Origin of the sequence: Xenorhabdus griffiniae, assembly GCF_015163655.1 — a bacterium.
Taxonomy (GTDB): domain Bacteria; phylum Pseudomonadota; class Gammaproteobacteria; order Enterobacterales; family Enterobacteriaceae; genus Xenorhabdus; species Xenorhabdus griffiniae.
The window spans coordinates 19,498-36,372 of record NZ_JADEUF010000029.1; the positions used below are offsets into that span (position 1 = coordinate 19,498).

Annotated in this window: 14 protein-coding genes; 10 read left to right on the forward strand and 4 right to left on the reverse strand. The window is 42.6% G+C overall.

Features of this window, described 5'->3' with window-relative positions; translation table 11 throughout:
- From znuA to lpxM, 3 genes are all read left to right on the forward strand, one after another.
- On the forward strand, positions 1-960 hold the full coding sequence (gene znuA, locus IQ211_RS06965; protein ID WP_189759470.1) for a zinc ABC transporter substrate-binding protein ZnuA: 960 nt from the start codon (positions 1-3) through the stop codon (positions 958-960).
- 20 nt (positions 961-980) lie between these two features.
- Positions 981-2,300 carry a murein DD-endopeptidase MepM gene (gene mepM / locus IQ211_RS06970; protein WP_189759469.1) on the forward strand — a complete coding sequence of 440 codons (1,320 nt, stop codon included), beginning with the start codon at positions 981-983 and terminating at the stop codon, positions 2,298-2,300.
- Positions 2,301-2,426: 126 nt separating this feature from the next.
- Positions 2,427-3,395, forward strand: a complete 969-nt coding sequence (lpxM, locus tag IQ211_RS06975) for a lauroyl-Kdo(2)-lipid IV(A) myristoyltransferase (RefSeq protein WP_189759468.1) — start codon at positions 2,427-2,429, stop codon at positions 3,393-3,395.
- A gap of 194 nt (positions 3,396-3,589) precedes the next feature.
- Here the strand turns inward: lpxM and pyk are convergent, their stop codons facing one another.
- On the reverse strand, positions 3,590-5,032 hold the full coding sequence (gene pyk / locus IQ211_RS06980; protein ID WP_189759467.1) for a pyruvate kinase: 1,443 nt from the start codon (positions 5,030-5,032) through the stop codon (positions 3,590-3,592).
- A 228-nt stretch (positions 5,033-5,260) separates the two neighbouring features.
- A complete protein-coding gene (locus IQ211_RS06985) occupies positions 5,261-6,109 on the reverse strand; it encodes a MurR/RpiR family transcriptional regulator (protein WP_189759466.1) in 849 nt (282 codons plus the stop codon).
- A gap of 453 nt (positions 6,110-6,562) precedes the next feature.
- On the opposite strand from IQ211_RS06985, the gene zwf reads away from it, so the two are divergent.
- From zwf to mdtI, 3 genes are all read left to right on the forward strand, one after another.
- Positions 6,563-8,038 carry a glucose-6-phosphate dehydrogenase gene (gene zwf, locus IQ211_RS06990; RefSeq protein ID WP_189759465.1) on the forward strand — a complete coding sequence of 492 codons (1,476 nt, stop codon included), beginning with the start codon at positions 6,563-6,565 and terminating at the stop codon, positions 8,036-8,038.
- Positions 8,039-8,785: 747 nt separating this feature from the next.
- A complete protein-coding gene (gene mdtJ, locus IQ211_RS06995) occupies positions 8,786-9,196 on the forward strand; it encodes a multidrug/spermidine efflux SMR transporter subunit MdtJ (protein WP_189759464.1) in 411 nt (136 codons plus the stop codon).
- Position 9,197: 1 nt separating this feature from the next.
- Positions 9,198-9,530 (forward strand): multidrug/spermidine efflux SMR transporter subunit MdtI, encoded by a 333-nt coding sequence (gene mdtI / locus IQ211_RS07000; RefSeq protein ID WP_273571175.1) that lies wholly within the window; start codon positions 9,198-9,200, stop codon positions 9,528-9,530.
- 92 nt (positions 9,531-9,622) lie between these two features.
- On the opposite strand, the gene IQ211_RS07005 is transcribed toward mdtI, so the two are convergent.
- Entirely contained in the window at positions 9,623-9,967 is a 345-nt protein-coding gene (locus tag IQ211_RS07005) for a RidA family protein (protein WP_189759463.1), read from the reverse strand.
- 100 nt (positions 9,968-10,067) lie between these two features.
- Here IQ211_RS07005 and IQ211_RS07010 point away from each other — a divergent pair, with 100 nt between their 5' ends.
- The 4 genes from IQ211_RS07010 (at position 10,068) to fadD (ending at position 15,635) form a co-directional block, all read left to right on the forward strand.
- Positions 10,068-11,984 carry a DNA repair helicase YoaA gene (locus tag IQ211_RS07010; RefSeq protein WP_189759462.1) on the forward strand — a complete coding sequence of 639 codons (1,917 nt, stop codon included), beginning with the start codon at positions 10,068-10,070 and terminating at the stop codon, positions 11,982-11,984.
- Between the two features lie 80 nt (positions 11,985-12,064).
- A complete protein-coding gene (gene tsaB / locus IQ211_RS07015; protein ID WP_189759461.1) occupies positions 12,065-12,760 on the forward strand; it encodes a tRNA (adenosine(37)-N6)-threonylcarbamoyltransferase complex dimerization subunit type 1 TsaB in 696 nt (231 codons plus the stop codon).
- Between the two features lie 124 nt (positions 12,761-12,884).
- The gene (locus IQ211_RS07020; protein ID WP_189759460.1) at positions 12,885-13,469 is read left to right on the forward strand and encodes a Slp family lipoprotein; all 585 of its coding nucleotides are present in this window, start codon (positions 12,885-12,887) and stop codon (positions 13,467-13,469) included.
- Positions 13,470-13,943: 474 nt separating this feature from the next.
- Entirely contained in the window at positions 13,944-15,635 is a 1,692-nt protein-coding gene (gene fadD / locus IQ211_RS07025) for a long-chain-fatty-acid--CoA ligase FadD (RefSeq protein ID WP_189759459.1), read from the forward strand.
- 618 nt (positions 15,636-16,253) lie between these two features.
- On the opposite strand, the gene IQ211_RS07030 is transcribed toward fadD, so the two are convergent.
- On the reverse strand, positions 16,254-16,875 hold a 622-nt coding region (locus IQ211_RS07030), incomplete at its 5' end, for an IS630 family transposase (RefSeq protein ID WP_193836338.1).

Consider the following 16,875-nt stretch of genomic DNA (forward strand, 5'->3'; position numbering starts at 1 on the left):
ATGTTACACAACTCACAGAAATACGCGCATAAATTTTTTCATAAAATCGCATTAGCTACTATGTTAGTGGCAGGAATGAATGGCTCTGCGCAGGCCGATGTTGTCGCATCCATTCGGCCATTGGGTTTTATTGCAGCTGCCATTGCTGATGGTGTAACAAAGACTCAAGTGCTTCTGCCCGATGGCGCTTCTCCACATGATTATGCGTTACGGCCTCGGGATGTACAGAAAATTAATCAAGCCGATTTGGTTGTTTGGATTGGTCCAGATATGGAAACCTTTTTAGCGAAACCGATAGCTAAAATTGAACGGAATAAACGACTGTCACTGGCTGAATTATCGACTATTAAGCCACTATTATTGAAAAATAGTGAAAGTGGTCATGTACCTGATGCTGAATCATATCAGCATAAACATGAGGAAGATCACGAACATCATCATCACGGTGAATATAATATGCATATTTGGCTTTCTCCAGAGATTGCGGAAAAAGCCGCTCAGGCAATATATGATCAGCTTATTGAACAATATCCTCAGCAAAAACAGCAATTAGAAGTAAACCTACGTAAATTCAATGGACAGCTTGCACAAACTGATAAGAATATTACTCATGTTTTAAAGTCCGTACAAAAACAGGGTTATTTTGTTTTTCATGACGCGTATGGTTATTTTGAAAAACACTACCAATTGGCTCCGCTAGGTGTTTTTACGGTCAATCCTGAAATACAACCTGGTGCGCAAAGGTTACACAAAATACGAACACAATTGGTTGAGCAGAAAGCAAGGTGTATTTTTGCTGAACCTCAATTCAAGCCAGCCGTTATTCATGCCGTAGCAAAAGGTACTGATGTACGTATTGGAATACTTGATCCTTTAGGGAGTGGTATCGTATTGGATAAAGATAGCTATATGAAATTTATAACTCAGCTATCAAAACAATACGCGAGCTGCCTGAATTAGTACAGTAAGGAATTTTATTAGTGCAGCAGATAGCTAAAACTATCGTTCTGGTATACAACAACCTGCCCAAACCACACAAGATCATGCTTGGATCTCTCACGCTGGTCACTCTGGCTATCGCGATATGGCGGCCCGTTGTTTACCATGAACGAGAAGAACAGACAGGTAGCATTATTCTCAGTACCCCCAATCGCATTCCAGAAGCAACGGATGATGATGTCGCTGGGGATGCTAATGAACAACTCCCCAATGAGGGCATTGGGGATGATGATGGCAGTTCTGTTGATACGGCAGTAAATGTTCCGCACCAATATGTTGTCTCCAGTGGTGATACCCTGAGTTCGATTTTAACTCAGTTCGGAATTGATTCCTCTGATGTTGCTTTGTTAGCAAATCAATATAAGTCATTGCGTAATTTAGGTATTGGTCAGTCATTATCGTGGACTACTGACGATAATGGGAATTTAAAAACGCTGACTTGGAATATATCACGTCGCGAAACTCGCGTTTATACTCGCGAAGGAGATACTTTTAACCAAACGCAAGAGTTCCAGAAGGGAGAATGGAAAAACAGTGTCATCAAAGGTACAGTTGATGGCAGTTTCAATAGTAGTGCTCTGGTTGCTGGATTAACAAGCAGTGAAGCCAGAGAAGTGACAAAAGCGTTGCAATGGCAGATAGATTTCCGCAAATTGCGTAAAGGCGATCGTTTTTCTGTGCTGATGTCCCGTGAAATGCTTGATGGAAAAAGTGAACAAAGCCAATTGTTAGGTGTTCGCTTACAAAGTGGTGGCAACGATTATTATGCCTTCCGGGCCGATGATGGTCGTTTTTACGACAGCAATGCTTCCGGGCTTGAGCGTGGCTTCTTGCGCTTCCCCACAACTAAACAGTTCAGAGTATCTTCTTCTTTCAATCCACATCGCTTAAATCCGGTAACTGGCAGAATTACAGCGCACAGAGGGGTTGATTTTGCTATGCCAGTAGGAACGCCCGTTTTGGCAGTAGGTGATGGTGAAGTTGTTGTCGCCAAATTTGATGGAGCAGCCGGTAATTTCATTGCTATTCGGCACGGTCGTCAATATACAACGCGATACATGCACTTGAGGAAAATACTGGTCAAACCGGGTCAGAAAGTGAAACGGGGAGAACGTATTGCGCTATCAGGGAATACGGGACGCTCAACAGGCCCACATTTGCACTTTGAATTCTGGGATAACCAGAGGCCGGTTAACCCGCTCACGGCAAAATTACCGCGTGCTGGTGGGCTGAGTGGTAAAGAGCGTACAGAGTATGTAGCAATGGTTCAAGAGACTAAGCCGCAATTGTTGCTAGACTAAGTGTATCAACTTCCTATTATTGACAGAGATAAAAGCGGGTGATTACTATCATCCGCTTTTATCTTATTTTTTGTTGTAAACTTGCGCCTTAAGAGTAAATATTGGGATCATCAGAGTTGTTAGCTCATGAATAAAGAAAAAGATACAGATAGTAAATTGGGATATGTCCCTCGGTTTCATCGAGCTTATTTACATCCTCGTTATTGGGGGCTTTGGGCTGGCGTAGGTATATTGGCAGGATTGTCTTATGTCCCTGTAAAATGGCGTGATCCACTCTTGGCCAAGATAGGTGTTTTGGCGGGAAGAAAAGCGAAAAGTGCTCGCCGCAGGGCAAAAATCAATTTAATTTACTGCTTTCCTGAGTTAACGGAACAACAGCACGAAGAGCTGATTGATCGCATGTTTGCTACCGCCCCTCAATCGTTTGTTATGCTGGCTGAACTTTGTCTCAGGGGAGCAAAATCAACCCTTGAACGAACCCAATGGCATGGCGAAGACACTATTCAAGCCTTAAAAGCACAAGGTAAGAATGTGATTTTTATGGTTCCACATGGTTGGTCTGTTGATATTCCCGCGATGTTGTTGGCTGCACGTGGACAAAAAATGTCAGCTATGTTTCACCACCAAAGCAATCCCGTAGCTGATTACTTATGGAACAAGGCGCGTTGTCACTTTAGTGGTCGTTTGCATTCCCGTGATGCAGGGATTAAACCCTTTATCTCTACAGTGCGTGAAGGTTTTTGGGGATATTATTTACCTGATCAGGATCATGGCGAAGAGCACAGCGAATTTGTCGATTTTTTTGCCACTTATAAGGCGACTTTGCCTGCACTTGGACGCTTAATGAAAGTTTGTCGCGCGGCCATTGTTCCGTTATTTCCGGTTTATAATTACCAAACTCATCAGCTGGACATTTATATCCGTCCACCCATGGAAGATATTGCAGGACAGGATGATGCTTATATTGCTCGTCGGATGAATGAGGAATTGGAAGAGTTGGTGAAGCCGAATCCTGAACAATACACTTGGATCTTAAAATTGCTTAAGACGCGCAAAGCAGGGGATATTGAGCCTTATAAAAGGGAAGATCTGTGATTATTAGGGTAATTATCTTCATTTGAATAATGGATTGCTGTGAGTGAGAGCAATTAATAAATGAGTATACTGCCCCTTATACGCATGCAACTTCAAGTTGCAGCTTGCAAATCAATGTGATTGTTTATATCTCCCCGCTTCGCGGGGAGATATAAGACGCACCTTGAAAGGCGATTGGTAATATATATAGCCTATTATTCTACTTCAAGTACGCGACAGGTATTGGTACTGCCAATAGTTCCCATCTGATCACCTTGGGTTACGAGTACCAAATCCCCTGAGATGAGATAACCTTTATCGCGCAGACGATTCACTGCTTCATTTGCCGCAGCGATCCCATCAGTATGTGAGCTACAATAAACAGGCGTCACACCACGATAAAGAGCGGTACGGTTTAAGGTTGATTCATGGCGAGACATAGAGAAGATAGGCAGGCCAGAACTGATGCGGGACATCATGCGGGCTGTGCGGCCAGATTCTGTCATGGCAATAATTGCCTTGACGCCTTTCAGGTGGTTGGCTGCATACATAGTGGACATTGAAATCGCTTCTTCAATACTATCAAATGTTATATCCAAGCGATGTTTGGAAACATTGACACTTGGCATTTTTTCTGCGCCAAGACAGACTTGAGCCATAGCGGCAACAGTTTCTGCAGGATACTGGCCCGCCGCTGTTTCGGCAGAGAGCATAACCGCATCAGTACCATCCAGTACCGCATTGGCGACATCCATGACTTCAGCACGCGTCGGCATTGGATTGGTGATCATGGATTCCATCATTTGCGTGGCTGTAATCACGACACGATTAAGTTGGCGAGCGCGGCGGATCAGTTTCTTTTGTACACCAACCAGTTCAGGGTCACCAATTTCAACACCGAGATCACCACGAGCAACCATGACAACATCCGATGCCAGAATAATTTCATCAATGATTTCGTCACTGCTAACAGCTTCCGCTCGCTCAACTTTTGCAACGATTTGGGTTTCACAGCCTGCATCTCGTGCGAGACGGCGCGCATAATTCAAATCTTCACCTGAACGAGGGAAAGAAACAGCAAGATAATCAACACCAATTTTGGCTGCTGTGATGATATCTTCCTTATCTTTTGCTGTCAGTGCTTCGGCTGATAACCCGCCGCCCAATTTATTGATGCCTTTATTGTTGGAAAGCGGGCCTCCTACAGTCACCTCCGTGAAGACTTTCATCCCCTGAACGTCCAGAACTTTCAATTGAACGCGTCCATCATCCAATAGCAGGATATCTCCCGCCGTCACATCAGATGGTAAACCTTTATAGTCAATACCGACTTTTTCTTTATCTCCTTCTCCCTTACTTAGATTGGCATCCAGCAGGAATTTATCCCCAACATTCAGGAAAATTTTTCCTTCCTTAAAGGTAGATATACGTATTTTTGGTCCTTGAAGATCACCGAGGATGGCAACATGACAACCTAAACGGGCAGCAATTTCGCGCACTTTATTAGCACGTTGGATATGATCTTCCGCAGTGCCATGAGAGAAATTAAGGCGGACGACGTTGGCCCCCGCTTGGATTACTTTTTCTAGATTGTCGTCACGATCTGTAGCTGGGCCAAGTGTAGTGACGATTTTTGTTCTTCTGAGCCGTCTGGACATGTATTACTCCGTTGACCTGTGAAGTATACCTTTTGTTTTTCAAGTTACCGCATCGGTGAGGGGAACTTGAAATCCATCGGGTATATGAATTTTCGATTACTGTAGGGTAACTATTAATTTATTGATTATTAACTCCGCACTGCAAATAGGCAGTGGGGAAAAGTCTACATATGCTATCAGTCTGGAGAGTTGATAAATAGTGAACAAAAACACAGTCTATTTTCTGGTTTATTCAGACTTATCAAACCGTGAATTACGCAACGCTTCTTTGACTCTCTTCAAATTATCTCTGAATTTTGAGCCGCGGCGAAGTGTAAAACCCGTTGCCAGTACATCAATGATGGTTAATTGAGCAATCCTTGAAACCATCGGCATATAGATATCTGTATCTTCGGGTACATCCAATAGAATGGGGAGGGTGGCTTCGTGTGCTAAGGGGGAGCCTGTCGAAGTAATGGCTATCACTGTTGCATCGTTCTCGCGGGCCAGTTTAGCCATTTCTACCAGGCTTTTTGTTCTTCCGGTATGAGAAATTAATACGACAACATCGCCTTCGGTACTGCTAATACAACTCATCCGTTGCATCACAATATCGTCAAAATAGGTCACTGGAATATTGAAGCGAAAAAATTTGTTCATGGCATCATGGGCTACAGCGGCTGATGCCCCCAAACCAAAAAAAGAGAGTTTTCTGGCTTGAGTCAAAAGGTCGACAGCTCGGTTAATTGCTGCAATATCCAGATTACTTTTGACCGTTTCCAGATTTGCCATTACTGATTCGAAAATTTTGTTTGTATAAGCGGTGACGCTGTCACTTTCTTCCACGTTGCGGTTTACATAAGGTGTACCATTGGCAAGGCTCTGTGCCAGATGCAATTTAAAGTCAGGAAACCCTTTGGTGTTGAGACGACGACAAAAACGATTCACCGTCGGTTCACTCACATTGGCCATTTTAGCCAGAGTAGCAATGCTTGAATGGATGGCAGTTTGTGGTGAATCAAGGATGACCTGCGCAACCTTTTTCTCTGACTTACTCAAAACATCAAGACTATTTTGGAGCCGTTCCAGTGTGTTCATAAAACGAAGTTCAACCTCGGTTTTAACGATTTCATTAACAGGAGAAATCTATTTCATTTTCATGAAAATATACTACTTGTTATCGAAAGCTGGCAGTGGCAATAATCGGATAATATGGGATTTTTCATGAAAATATGACAAGTGTCTAACTTTCAACTTGGTAAGATTACTTCTTAATCGTTGTAAATTTTCAACTTATAATCACTAATCGGTATGAATGACGACCACATTGCAAGTGAATACAAAATTATCATGGATGTGACAGCGGTGTACAGAAAACGGACGTGGTTGTTTAATAACCTGTATGGATTTCATTTTGTCGTTAATCCAGCAGCAATATGAAATACGGAGAATTACATGAATAATCAGTGTTTACTGCATATAGCCAAAAGAGTACATTACCCACAGATTCTGTAAAAAAATTACAATATCCCGTAATTGAGGAGATGCAACATGGCGGTGACGTCTACAGCTCAGGCTTGTAATTTGGTAATTTTTGGGGCGAAAGGAGACTTAGCTCGCCGGAAATTAATGCCTTCCCTTTACCAGTTGGAAAAAGCGGGTTATATCCATCCTGATACCCGAATTATCGGCGTCGGTCGAGCTGACTGGGATAAAAAAGCCTACACCAAAGTTGTTGAAGAAGCATTGGTGACATTTATGTCCGAGAAACCAGATCCAGAACTGTGGAAGAAGCTGAGTTCACGTCTGGAATTTTGTAATTTGGACGTAAATGAGACGGGACATTTTACCGAATTGGCAAAAATAATTAATAAAGATGACTTACCCGCTATTCACTATTTTGCCATGCCTCCAAGTACATTTGGAGCAGTATGTCATGGATTAGGCGCTGCGGGGTTGAATACGGAACCCAACCGTGTGGTGATGGAAAAACCACTGGGAACAGATCTTGCTTCGTCCAGAGCGATTAATGATGAAGTGGCAAAATATTTCAATGAAAACCAAATTTACCGTATTGACCATTACTTGGGGAAAGAAACGGTATTAAATTTGTTAGCGTTGCGTTTTGCCAACTCGCTTTTCGTCAATAATTGGGATCATCGCACGATTGATCATGTGCAAATTACTGTTGCTGAGGAAGTTGGTATTGAAGGGCGTTGGGGCTATTTCGATCAGGCAGGGCAGATGCGCGATATGATCCAAAATCATCTTCTGCAAATTCTGACTATGATTGCCATGTCACCACCGGCTGACCTGACAGCAGATCGCATTCGTGATGAAAAAGTGAAAGTGCTGCGTTCATTGCGTCGGATTGATCAGACCAATGTCAGGGAAAAAACGGTTCGCGGGCAATATACCGCAGGTTTTGTTCATGGTAAGAAAGTTCCCGGTTATCTGGAAGAAGAGGGGGCGAATAAAGCCAGTAAAACGGAAACTTTTGTATCGATTCGTGTCGATATTGATGACTGGCGCTGGTCTGGTGTGCCTTTTTATCTGAGGACCGGAAAGCGGTTGCCAGCTAAATGTTCTGAAGTTGTCGTTTATTTCAAAGAGCCTCCTCTGAATCTATTTGCTGAATCCTACCAGCAATTACCGCAAAATAAATTGACAATCCGCTTGCAGCCAGATGAAGGTATTGATATTGAAGTGCTGAATAAAGCCCCAGGACTGGAACATAAACACCGTTTGCAAACAACCAAACTGGATCTGAGTTTCTCTGAAACATTTAACCAGACGCATCTTGCAGATGCTTATGAAAGGTTATTGTTGGAAGCAATGCGCGGCATTCAGGCATTGTTTGTCCGGCGTGATGAAGTGGAAGAAGCCTGGAAATGGGTGGATTCCATTATGGATGCGTGGGCGGCGGATAATGAACCACCGAAACCTTATCAAGCAGGCACGTGGGGGCCAGTGGCTTCTATCGCTATGATTACGCGTGATGGTCGTTCATGGAATGAATTTGAGTAATTTGCGCGTTTTTAATTCGCATTAAGTTACTTATTAATAAAATAACAGCCGGACTTGATGTTCGGCTGATGTTTATAAAGATTTATGCTTTGCATTTGCGAAATTTTAGGGACAGAAAATGACTCTCATTTTTGCCGAAGCAAGATACTATACCAATCTAATTTCAAGTTGCAGCTTGCAAATCAATGTGATTGTTAATATCTCCCCGCGTAGCGGGAGGTATATAAGACTCATCTAGAAAGGCGATTGGTATAAATTTGTTATCTTAATAAATAAAGTTCAGTATAAATAATATGTTATTCAATTTTTCTTACTAAAAGTAGAGTTTGATTAACCAAATACAAACCATTGCTTTTTATTTTGGGCTATGATAGAAATACACCATTCGTTTACTAATATGAGGGTTCGTAGTATATCGTGCGATAGTTATACGATTGTCGTGTGATGAAAGAATAAAATATCATGAATAGCGCCAAAAGCGTCAACATTCAACATAGTAACAAAATTCAACGTTGTACCCATGTTTTCTTCCTCTCAACTATTTTATCCAGTGAGCACTACTGGTGCGGCGCCCTTTAGGGCCTTCTCCTGCTAACCGGTTCTTCACCGGCTATTTTCGTTTGCCAAAATATTTCGCTAAAAAGTCAGTTTGATTCTGATATTGCGTCATTACATTTGCCACCGACTTTGTTGGCATCTATAGCTTGATATCTTGGCATTCTTATCAGTATGTTCAGGAGAAAAAAAATGATTTATTGGGTATTTCTTGTACTGGCGATTATGACAGAAGTGATTGGTACTTTGTCAATGAAACATGCCAGCGTATCGGGTGATTTTACAGGCATGATCGTGATGTATACCATGATCACAACTTCTTATATTTTGCTGGCCGTTGCTGTAAAAAAAGTCGCATTGGGCGTGGCTTATGCACTGTGGGAAGGTATTGGGATCCTGTTTATTACCACTTTTAGTGTGATGTGGTTCAACGAATCATTGTCATTGATGAAAATGAGTGGATTGGTCTTGTTGATGGCTGGAATTGCCTTGATCAAGATGGGAGAGAAAAAGAGCAAAGGCCAGGCTTCAAACAATGCATCCCAAAATAATCCATCAACAGCATTAAATAATGTTTCGAACAAGCAAATCAGGGAGGCATGATATGCTGACTCAATTTGAATGGTGGCATGGGGCATTCCTGATTCTGGCTGTTGTTTTGGAGATTGTGGCGAATATTTTATTGAAATTATCCAATGGATTTCAGCGTTTCTGGATGGGTATTTTGTCTCTGGTTGCTGTTTTGGGCGCATTTAGTGCGTTGGCCCAGGCAGTGAAAGGGATAGAACTTTCCATTGCTTATGCCTTATGGGGAGCATTCGGCATCATTGCCACAGTGGCAGCGGGTTGGATAATGTTTAATCAACGACTGAATTTTAAGGGATGGAGTGGTATTGTGCTGCTATTGATAGGCATGATTATTATTAAGATGGCTTGATTTCTACTCTCCATTCCTTAAACTTTATTTCTAAGCATGGCATTGAATGAGCAATAACTCATTCAATGCCATATTTGTTTGGCCGGTGTGGATTATAAAGCGGCGATAATTTTGATTTCGACTTTATACTTAGGATCCATCAATGCAGCCTGAACAGTACAGCGGACTGGAGCACTTCCGGCAATCACCCAGGCGTCCCAGGCGGCGTTCATACCTGCAAAATCAGCTTTATCCGCCAGAAAAATCGTTGCATCCAATATCTTGCTTTTATCTGAACCAAGGCGGTGTAACAGGGTATCAATGGCTGCCAGAGTATCGGCGGTTTGCTCTGTAATATCACCGTCCAGTTGTTCTGGCACGCTGGTATAATAGATAGTGTCATTGTGAACGACTGCTTCTGACCAACGGGTATCTGGATCAATGCGTTTAATAGTCATTAAATCTCCTGTTAATTTATCCAGTTTTTTGCTGAATTGAGTAGTTATTACAACTTAGTATTGGCATAATTCTGCTACATTTTATTGAAAGAGACTGTTTGTGTCAGACGATTTTGCGAAAAATGGCATACTAGCCAAAGCCATACCAGGTTTCAAGCCACGCGATGCCCAGCGGGAAATGTCTTCGGCTATTACAGTTGCGATTAAAAAACAGCAACAATTGGTCGTAGAAGCAGGAACGGGAACCGGTAAAACATTTGCTTATCTGGTCCCTGCTTTGCGTTCCGGTAAAAAAGTGATTATTTCTACTGGTTCTAAGGCATTGCAGGATCAGCTTTACAGTCGAGATCTCCCCACTATCGTTGATGCGTTAGGTTTTACTGGCAATCTGGCGCTATTAAAAGGGCGCTCAAATTATTTATGCCTTGAACGCCTTGAACAACAGTCAATCGGCAATTCCCAATTAGAAGCTGAAGTTCTGGCGGAAGTCATCAAATTGAAGCATTGGTCAGGCCATACAACAGATGGTGATATCAGTACCTGTCATCAAGTGGCGGAAGATAGTACGGTTTGGCCATTGGTCACGAGCACTAATGATAATTGTCTTGGCAGTGATTGCCCATCCTATCAGGAATGTTTCGTTCTGAAAGCCCGTCGAAAAGCGATGGAAGCCGATGTGGTGATTGTTAACCATCACCTATTTATGGCAGATATGGTGGTTAAGGATAGCGGGTTTGGTGAATTAATCCCGCATGCTGATGTGGTGATTTTCGATGAGGCGCATCAGATCCCTGATATTGCCAGCCAATATTTTGGTCAGCAATTAAGTAGCCGCCAATTGATGGACTTATCGCGCGATATCATCATGGCTTACCGTACTGAAGTACGAGATCAGGCACAATTGCAAAAAAGTGCAGATCGTCTCAGCCAAAGTGCACAAGATTTTCGTTTGTCATTGGGTGAAAACAGTTATCGGGGTAATCTTCGTGGGGCCTTACAACAGCAGCAGGTTCAGCGCGCATTAGTGCGGATGGACGATGCCCTTGAGCTTTGTTATGACGTGATGAAACTCTCTTTGGGGCGTTCAGCCATGTTAGATGCGGCTTTTGAACGGGCAACGGTTTACCGTAATCGTCTTAAGCGTCTGATTGATGTTAGCATACCCAATTACAGCTATTGGTTTGAAAGTTATGGGCGGCATTTTTTGCTGGCACTAACACCGTTATCTGTTGCTGACAAATTCAGTGAGATGATCCTTGAAAAATCAGGTAGTTGGATTTTTACATCGGCAACATTGTCGGTCAATGAACAGCTAAATCATTTCACTGAACGTTTAGGGCTAAAACAGGCCCAAACATTACTCTTGTCTAGTCCCTTTGACTATCAACGTCAAATGTTATTGTGTGTTCCGCGTCACTTACCATCACCTAACCAAAATGGTGGTGCAAAATGGCTGGCTCGTATGCTAAAGCCATTAATTGAAAGCAATAAAGGACGCTGTTTTTTCCTCTGTACTTCTCACCAAATGATGCGTAGCTTGGCGGAAGAGTTTCGTGCCAGTATGACATTGCCAGTATTGGTACAGGGTGAAACGAGCAAGACACAACTTCTGACACAATTTATCTCTGCGGGCAATGCATTACTGGTAGCGACCAGCAGCTTTTGGGAAGGGGTGGATGTCCGCGGTGATGCATTGTCCTGTGTTATTATTGATAAATTGCCGTTCACTGCGCCGGATGATCCTTTGCTTAAGGCCCGTATTGAGGATTGCCAACTTAAGGGCGGAGATGCTTTTCACGAGGTCCAGCTTCCCGATGCCGTGATTGATTTGAAGCAGGGCGTTGGGCGCCTGATCCGCGATATTGATGATTATGGCGTTGTGGTTATTTGTGATAATCGGCTGGTGATGCGTCCATACGGTGAGGTTTTTCTAAACAGCCTGCCTCCTGCTTCCCGTACCCGTGATTTATCAAAAGCAATTGCGTTTCTGAACTCACGCCCACCGCGGTCTGGGTAATAAAATGTCAGGGCGATGATGTTGGGGCTATGGTAGTATAGCCCCTTGTATTGAATCCTATATCTTGCCGGAGTTAAGGCATGTCCACGCGAATTTTAGCTATTGATACTGCAACTGAAGCCTGTTCTGTTGCGCTTTGGAATGAAGGTGCTATCGAGGCACAGTTTGAAATTTCCCCACGGGAACACACTCAACGTATTTTACCAATGGTTCAAGCGGTTTTATCAAAAGGTGGTGTGAACCTGCAACAATTGGATGCGTTAGCGTTTGGCCGTGGACCGGGCAGTTTTACCGGTGTACGGATTGGTATTGGCATCGCCCAAGGGCTGGCATTGGGCGCTGAATTACCGATGATTGGTGTTTCCTCACTGAAAACAATGGCACAAGGGGCTTTTCGTTTAAAAGGAGCAACAAACGTTTTAGTTGCTATTGATGCGCGGATGGGGGAAGTTTACTGGGGACAATACACGCGTAATTCACAGGGTGAATGGCAGGGTGATGAAACGGAAGCAGTTTTGAAACCTGAACAAGTGCAAGAGATTATGAATTCCTTGTCAGGAGAATGGGAAATTGCTGGAACGGGATGGGAAGCCTATCCTCAATTATTAGACAGCCATTTAGTGCTGACAGCAAGCGATGTTACTTTACCCCATGCAGAAGATATGCTGCCATTGGCAATTCAAATGTGGGACGCGGGGGAAGCGACAGCGGTTGAACACGCTGAACCTGTTTACTTGCGTAATGAAGTGACATGGAAAAAATTGCCGGGCCGTTAAGGAACTTCTGTCTGGCGCCATAAAATTCATGCAACTTGTGGCAGAAAGCGGTGTCCATGAGTATAAAGGGCTTACAGTATGGCTAACCAGATGGATGGTTAGTCTAATAAGATTTGGAGGCGTTATGCTCAATGGAACACATTATCGAAGCATACTGCAAACGGTAACATTATTGGGAACCCTGGTACTTGCGGGGTGTGTGTCAGTTCCTGATGTTATTAAAGGAACGACTAAAACACCGGTGGAAAACCTGTTTTCTGTCAAGAACATGCCTGAGTTATACATTGGGCATGAAGGAAGATTTGGTGGCAAAGTACTTAGTGTCTTGAATGAAAAAAGCCAGACTCGATTGGAAATATCTGCTATGCCCCTAGCAGGCAATGCTTCCCCCCGTTTGGATGCACCTTCTTTGGGACGAGTGTATGCCTACGTTAATACTTTTTTAGAACCCAGTGATTTTAAAGATCACTATGTAACCGTTGTAGGTCTGATTACGGGTCTTGAAAAAGGAAGAGTAGGCAATAGCCCGTATAATTACGTTGTGATGAATGCAACGGGAGTGAAACGTTGGTATGAATCTCAGAGAATGATTTTTCCTCCTGCTGTCGGAACGGAACCATGGGGCTATTATGGCAACCCTTATGATCCGTTTTGGCGCGGTTATTCACCACTCCAGCCTGTATCAGTTGAGACAATTTTAACCGAATAAACCTCTTGCCAATCAAGGGGTATCTGGTGGCAGGCATTTGTCCCCCAACAAAAACAAACCTGCCACTGGTGATACCCAGGGTTATCCGTCTGTAAAAGAATCAATTTCCTGTCATGTCGTGACATAAATTCTTAATAATTATCCTTTGATTAACATGTCTTATTTATAACTATTTAGAATAATAGGAAGACTTCAAGCCAAAAATTAGGAAATAAGTGTATAATTGGCTAACTATAAATCCAAGTGATAACAATTTAGCTAATTGTTTGATAAATAATAAAAAATACTCAGGCGGCAAAAGCTGCCTTATTTTTTTGCAGTCATTGATAGTATTAAATTAGTGATGTGTATCGCCAACCTGAACATTGTTGCTTTGCAAACTGGTACGCTGAGTTAATAATTTGTTAAATGTACTGGTCAGGTTTGTTTTATGGTTAGTGGTTACATCGCAATTAGATTTCAGGAGTATTCAACTTGGAAAAAGTTTGGCTAAAACATTATCCGGCAGATGTTCCGGCAGAAATCGATCCCGATCGTTATTCATCGTTGATTGAAATGTTTGAAAATGCTGTAGCGCGTTATGCCGATCAAGTCGCATTTATCAATATGGGCGAGGTAATGACTTTCCGTAAATTGGAAGAGCGTAGCCGTGCCTTTGCTGCCTACTTACAGAATGGCTTGGGGTTGAAACAAGGAGATCGGGTAGCATTGATGATGCCCAATTTACTGCAATACCCCGTGGCATTATTTGGTATTCTGCGTGCGGGTATGATTGTTGTAAATGTGAATCCGCTCTATACCCCGCGTGAATTGGAGCATCAGCTTAATGATAGTGGCGCATCTGCTATTGTTATCGTTTCTAACTTTGCACATACCTTAGAAAAGATTGTCTTTAATACGCAAGTCAAGAACGTTATTTTGACGCGCATGGGTGACCAACTTTCTCGTCCTAAAGGAACCCTTGTTGATTTTGTCGTTAAATATGTCAAACGGCTTGTGCCTAAATATCACTTACCGGATGCCATTTCGTTCCGTAGTGTGATTCATAAAGGCTACCGTATGCAGTATGTCAAACCGGATGTGAAAAACGAGGATTTGGCTTTTCTGCAATATACGGGGGGAACCACAGGAGTGGCAAAAGGTGCAATGCTGACTCATCGTAATATGCTGGCAAACCTCGAGCAAGCCAAAGCCTGTTATTCTCCGTTATTAAACCTTGGGCAAGAGTTAGTGGTCACTGCATTGCCGTTGTACCATATCTTTGCTTTGACGATAAATTGTCTGTTCTTTATTGAATTGGGTGGGCAAAATTTGTTGATTACCAACCCTCGTGATGTAAACGGCACGGTTAAGGAACTATCGCGTTATCGCTTTACCGCACTATCAGGTGTTAACACATTATTCAACGCTTGGCTGAATAATGCGGAATTCCAGAAGCTGAATTTTTCCTCACTACGTCTATCTGTTGGTGGCGGCATGGCCGTACAACGAGTAGTGGCTGAAAAATGGCAAAACCTGACAGGTCGTCGTCTACTGGAAGGATATGGATTGACGGAGTGTTCCCCTCTAGTTTCAGCTAACCCGCATAACTTGACCTATTACAGTGGTAGCATTGGCTTTCCGATTGCTTCAACAGAAATCAAGTTGGTAGGGAATGATGGCAATGAAGTTTCACCGGGCGAGGCAGGTGAAATGTGGGTGCGTGGGCCACAGGTGATGAAAGGTTACTGGAATCACCCTGATGCAACGGATGAGGTATTGAAAGATGGTTGGTTGGCAACTGGGGATATTGCCAGCGTGGATGAAAAAGGCTTTATCAGTATTGTTGATCGGAAAAAAGACATGATCCTAGTTTCTGGATTTAATGTCTATCCAAATGAAATAGAAGATATTATTTCTTCCCATCCTAAAGTGTTAGAGTCTGCTGTAGTCGGTGTTCCGAGTGAAAACTCAGGAGAAACTGTCAAAGTATTTGTGGTACGCAAAGATCCCAGTTTGACTGAGGATGAACTGAAAACGCATTGCCGTCGTTACCTGACTGGGTATAAGGTGCCGAAGCTCATTGAGTTCCGCGATGAATTGCCAAAATCGAATGTCGGTAAAATTCTTCGCAGAGAACTTCGCAATGAAGAATTGGCAAAAGTGGATAATGCTGCAACAAATTGAGTATATTTTTACATCAACAACGCCGGTAAAACCGGCGTTGTTTTGGCACAGGTCATTATCAAATATCTGGTGTGTTGGGCTATAATGCTGCGGGGCTGGCGGTATTTCATCCCCGAAGGTTGTCTTTAGACGTCCGCTTGAAGATGCCGGAAGATTCGGGATGGAATTTGAGGCAAGGGAAAGATAAAGAATAAAATAAACCCGCAGGAAAGTTGCGGGTTGAAATTGTTAGAGTTTAATTATTTTTAAGTCTTAAATTTCTATTGTTATGCCTAATTTTCTGTATCGCCAAATTTTGGGTTCGAAATAATCCTCGTATGTTAAAAGAGCAGATTGCTGCCCTATAGTGATAGTAGCTTCCTTTCTCATTGAACCACGATTTCCCGTTTTCTTTCAGATAGTCATAACGGTCATAGTGCTTGGTCGAGACGCCGAGTTTTTTGTGGAGTTGTAAATATCTTTCATATCAGAATTAATCCCCATTCCTCCTGCAAGCGTCTTACAGGTTCGTCTGATATCCCTTGGAGTAAATTCCTCAAAGTTGTGGTAAGAGAAAAGCATGTCTAATACTATAGAAACAGCTATTTGAGTGAAGGACGTCTATATAACTTTTCATAATCATGAGAGTTTCATATTTCCTATTCCTTTCCATGTGGTTGCTGAAGCGGCATTCAAAAAAATCTTAACTTTTTTGATTAGCTGCCACATATATTGGCAATAATGATTTCGTGTCACCGTTTCATGCAATGATTGCCATAACCGTTCTATTTTATTCAACCATGGAGAGTAAATAGGAAGAAATAACAGTGTTACTGTCGGATTTAGCTCCAACCAGGCTTTGACTTGTTTGCTGGTATGAATGCTGTAATTATCTAAAATGACGGTTAGTGTTTTTGCATGACGGTAATGGTGCTTTAATTTCTCTAACATTTTGATAAGTAATTGAGAGTTCTTTCTATTATAACCCGTATAGACAATTTCTCTGGTTTGAATATTAAAACAACCAGCAAAGTAGTATTTCTGATTTTTTCCCGGTGTAATGAGCCTTTTTTGCTGCCCTTTGAAATACCAGTCTGAACCTATTTTGGGATTGAAATTAATATCCACTTCATCCTCATAAAAGACGGGGTTTTCTTCTGATGCCTGTGATAATGCCTGATTAATACGTGCCATTTTCTCCTCATAGTTAGGGTCTGGTTTATGTACGGTAGGGGCTACCCGTCGCCAAACGATTTTATTT

What these genes read in the sequence shown, in the direction of transcription:
- znuA (WP_189759470.1), top strand. Translation starts at nt 1, where the DNA reads ATGTTACACAACTCACAGAAATACGCGCATAAATTTTTTCATAAAATC.
- lpxM (WP_189759468.1), top strand. Translation starts at nt 2,427, where the DNA reads ATGAATAAAGAAAAAGATACAGATAGTAAATTGGGATATGTCCCTCGG.
- pyk (WP_189759467.1), bottom strand. Translation starts at nt 5,032, where the DNA reads ATGTCCAGACGGCTCAGAAGAACAAAAATCGTCACTACACTTGGCCCA.
- IQ211_RS06985 (WP_189759466.1), bottom strand. Translation starts at nt 6,109, where the DNA reads ATGAACACACTGGAACGGCTCCAAAATAGTCTTGATGTTTTGAGTAAG.
- zwf (WP_189759465.1), top strand. Translation starts at nt 6,563, where the DNA reads ATGGCGGTGACGTCTACAGCTCAGGCTTGTAATTTGGTAATTTTTGGG.
- mdtJ (WP_189759464.1), top strand. Translation starts at nt 8,786, where the DNA reads ATGATTTATTGGGTATTTCTTGTACTGGCGATTATGACAGAAGTGATT.
- mdtI (WP_273571175.1), top strand. Translation starts at nt 9,198, where the DNA reads ATGCTGACTCAATTTGAATGGTGGCATGGGGCATTCCTGATTCTGGCT.
- IQ211_RS07005 (WP_189759463.1), bottom strand. Translation starts at nt 9,967, where the DNA reads ATGACTATTAAACGCATTGATCCAGATACCCGTTGGTCAGAAGCAGTC.
- tsaB (WP_189759461.1), top strand. Translation starts at nt 12,065, where the DNA reads ATGTCCACGCGAATTTTAGCTATTGATACTGCAACTGAAGCCTGTTCT.
- IQ211_RS07020 (WP_189759460.1), top strand. Translation starts at nt 12,885, where the DNA reads ATGCTCAATGGAACACATTATCGAAGCATACTGCAAACGGTAACATTA.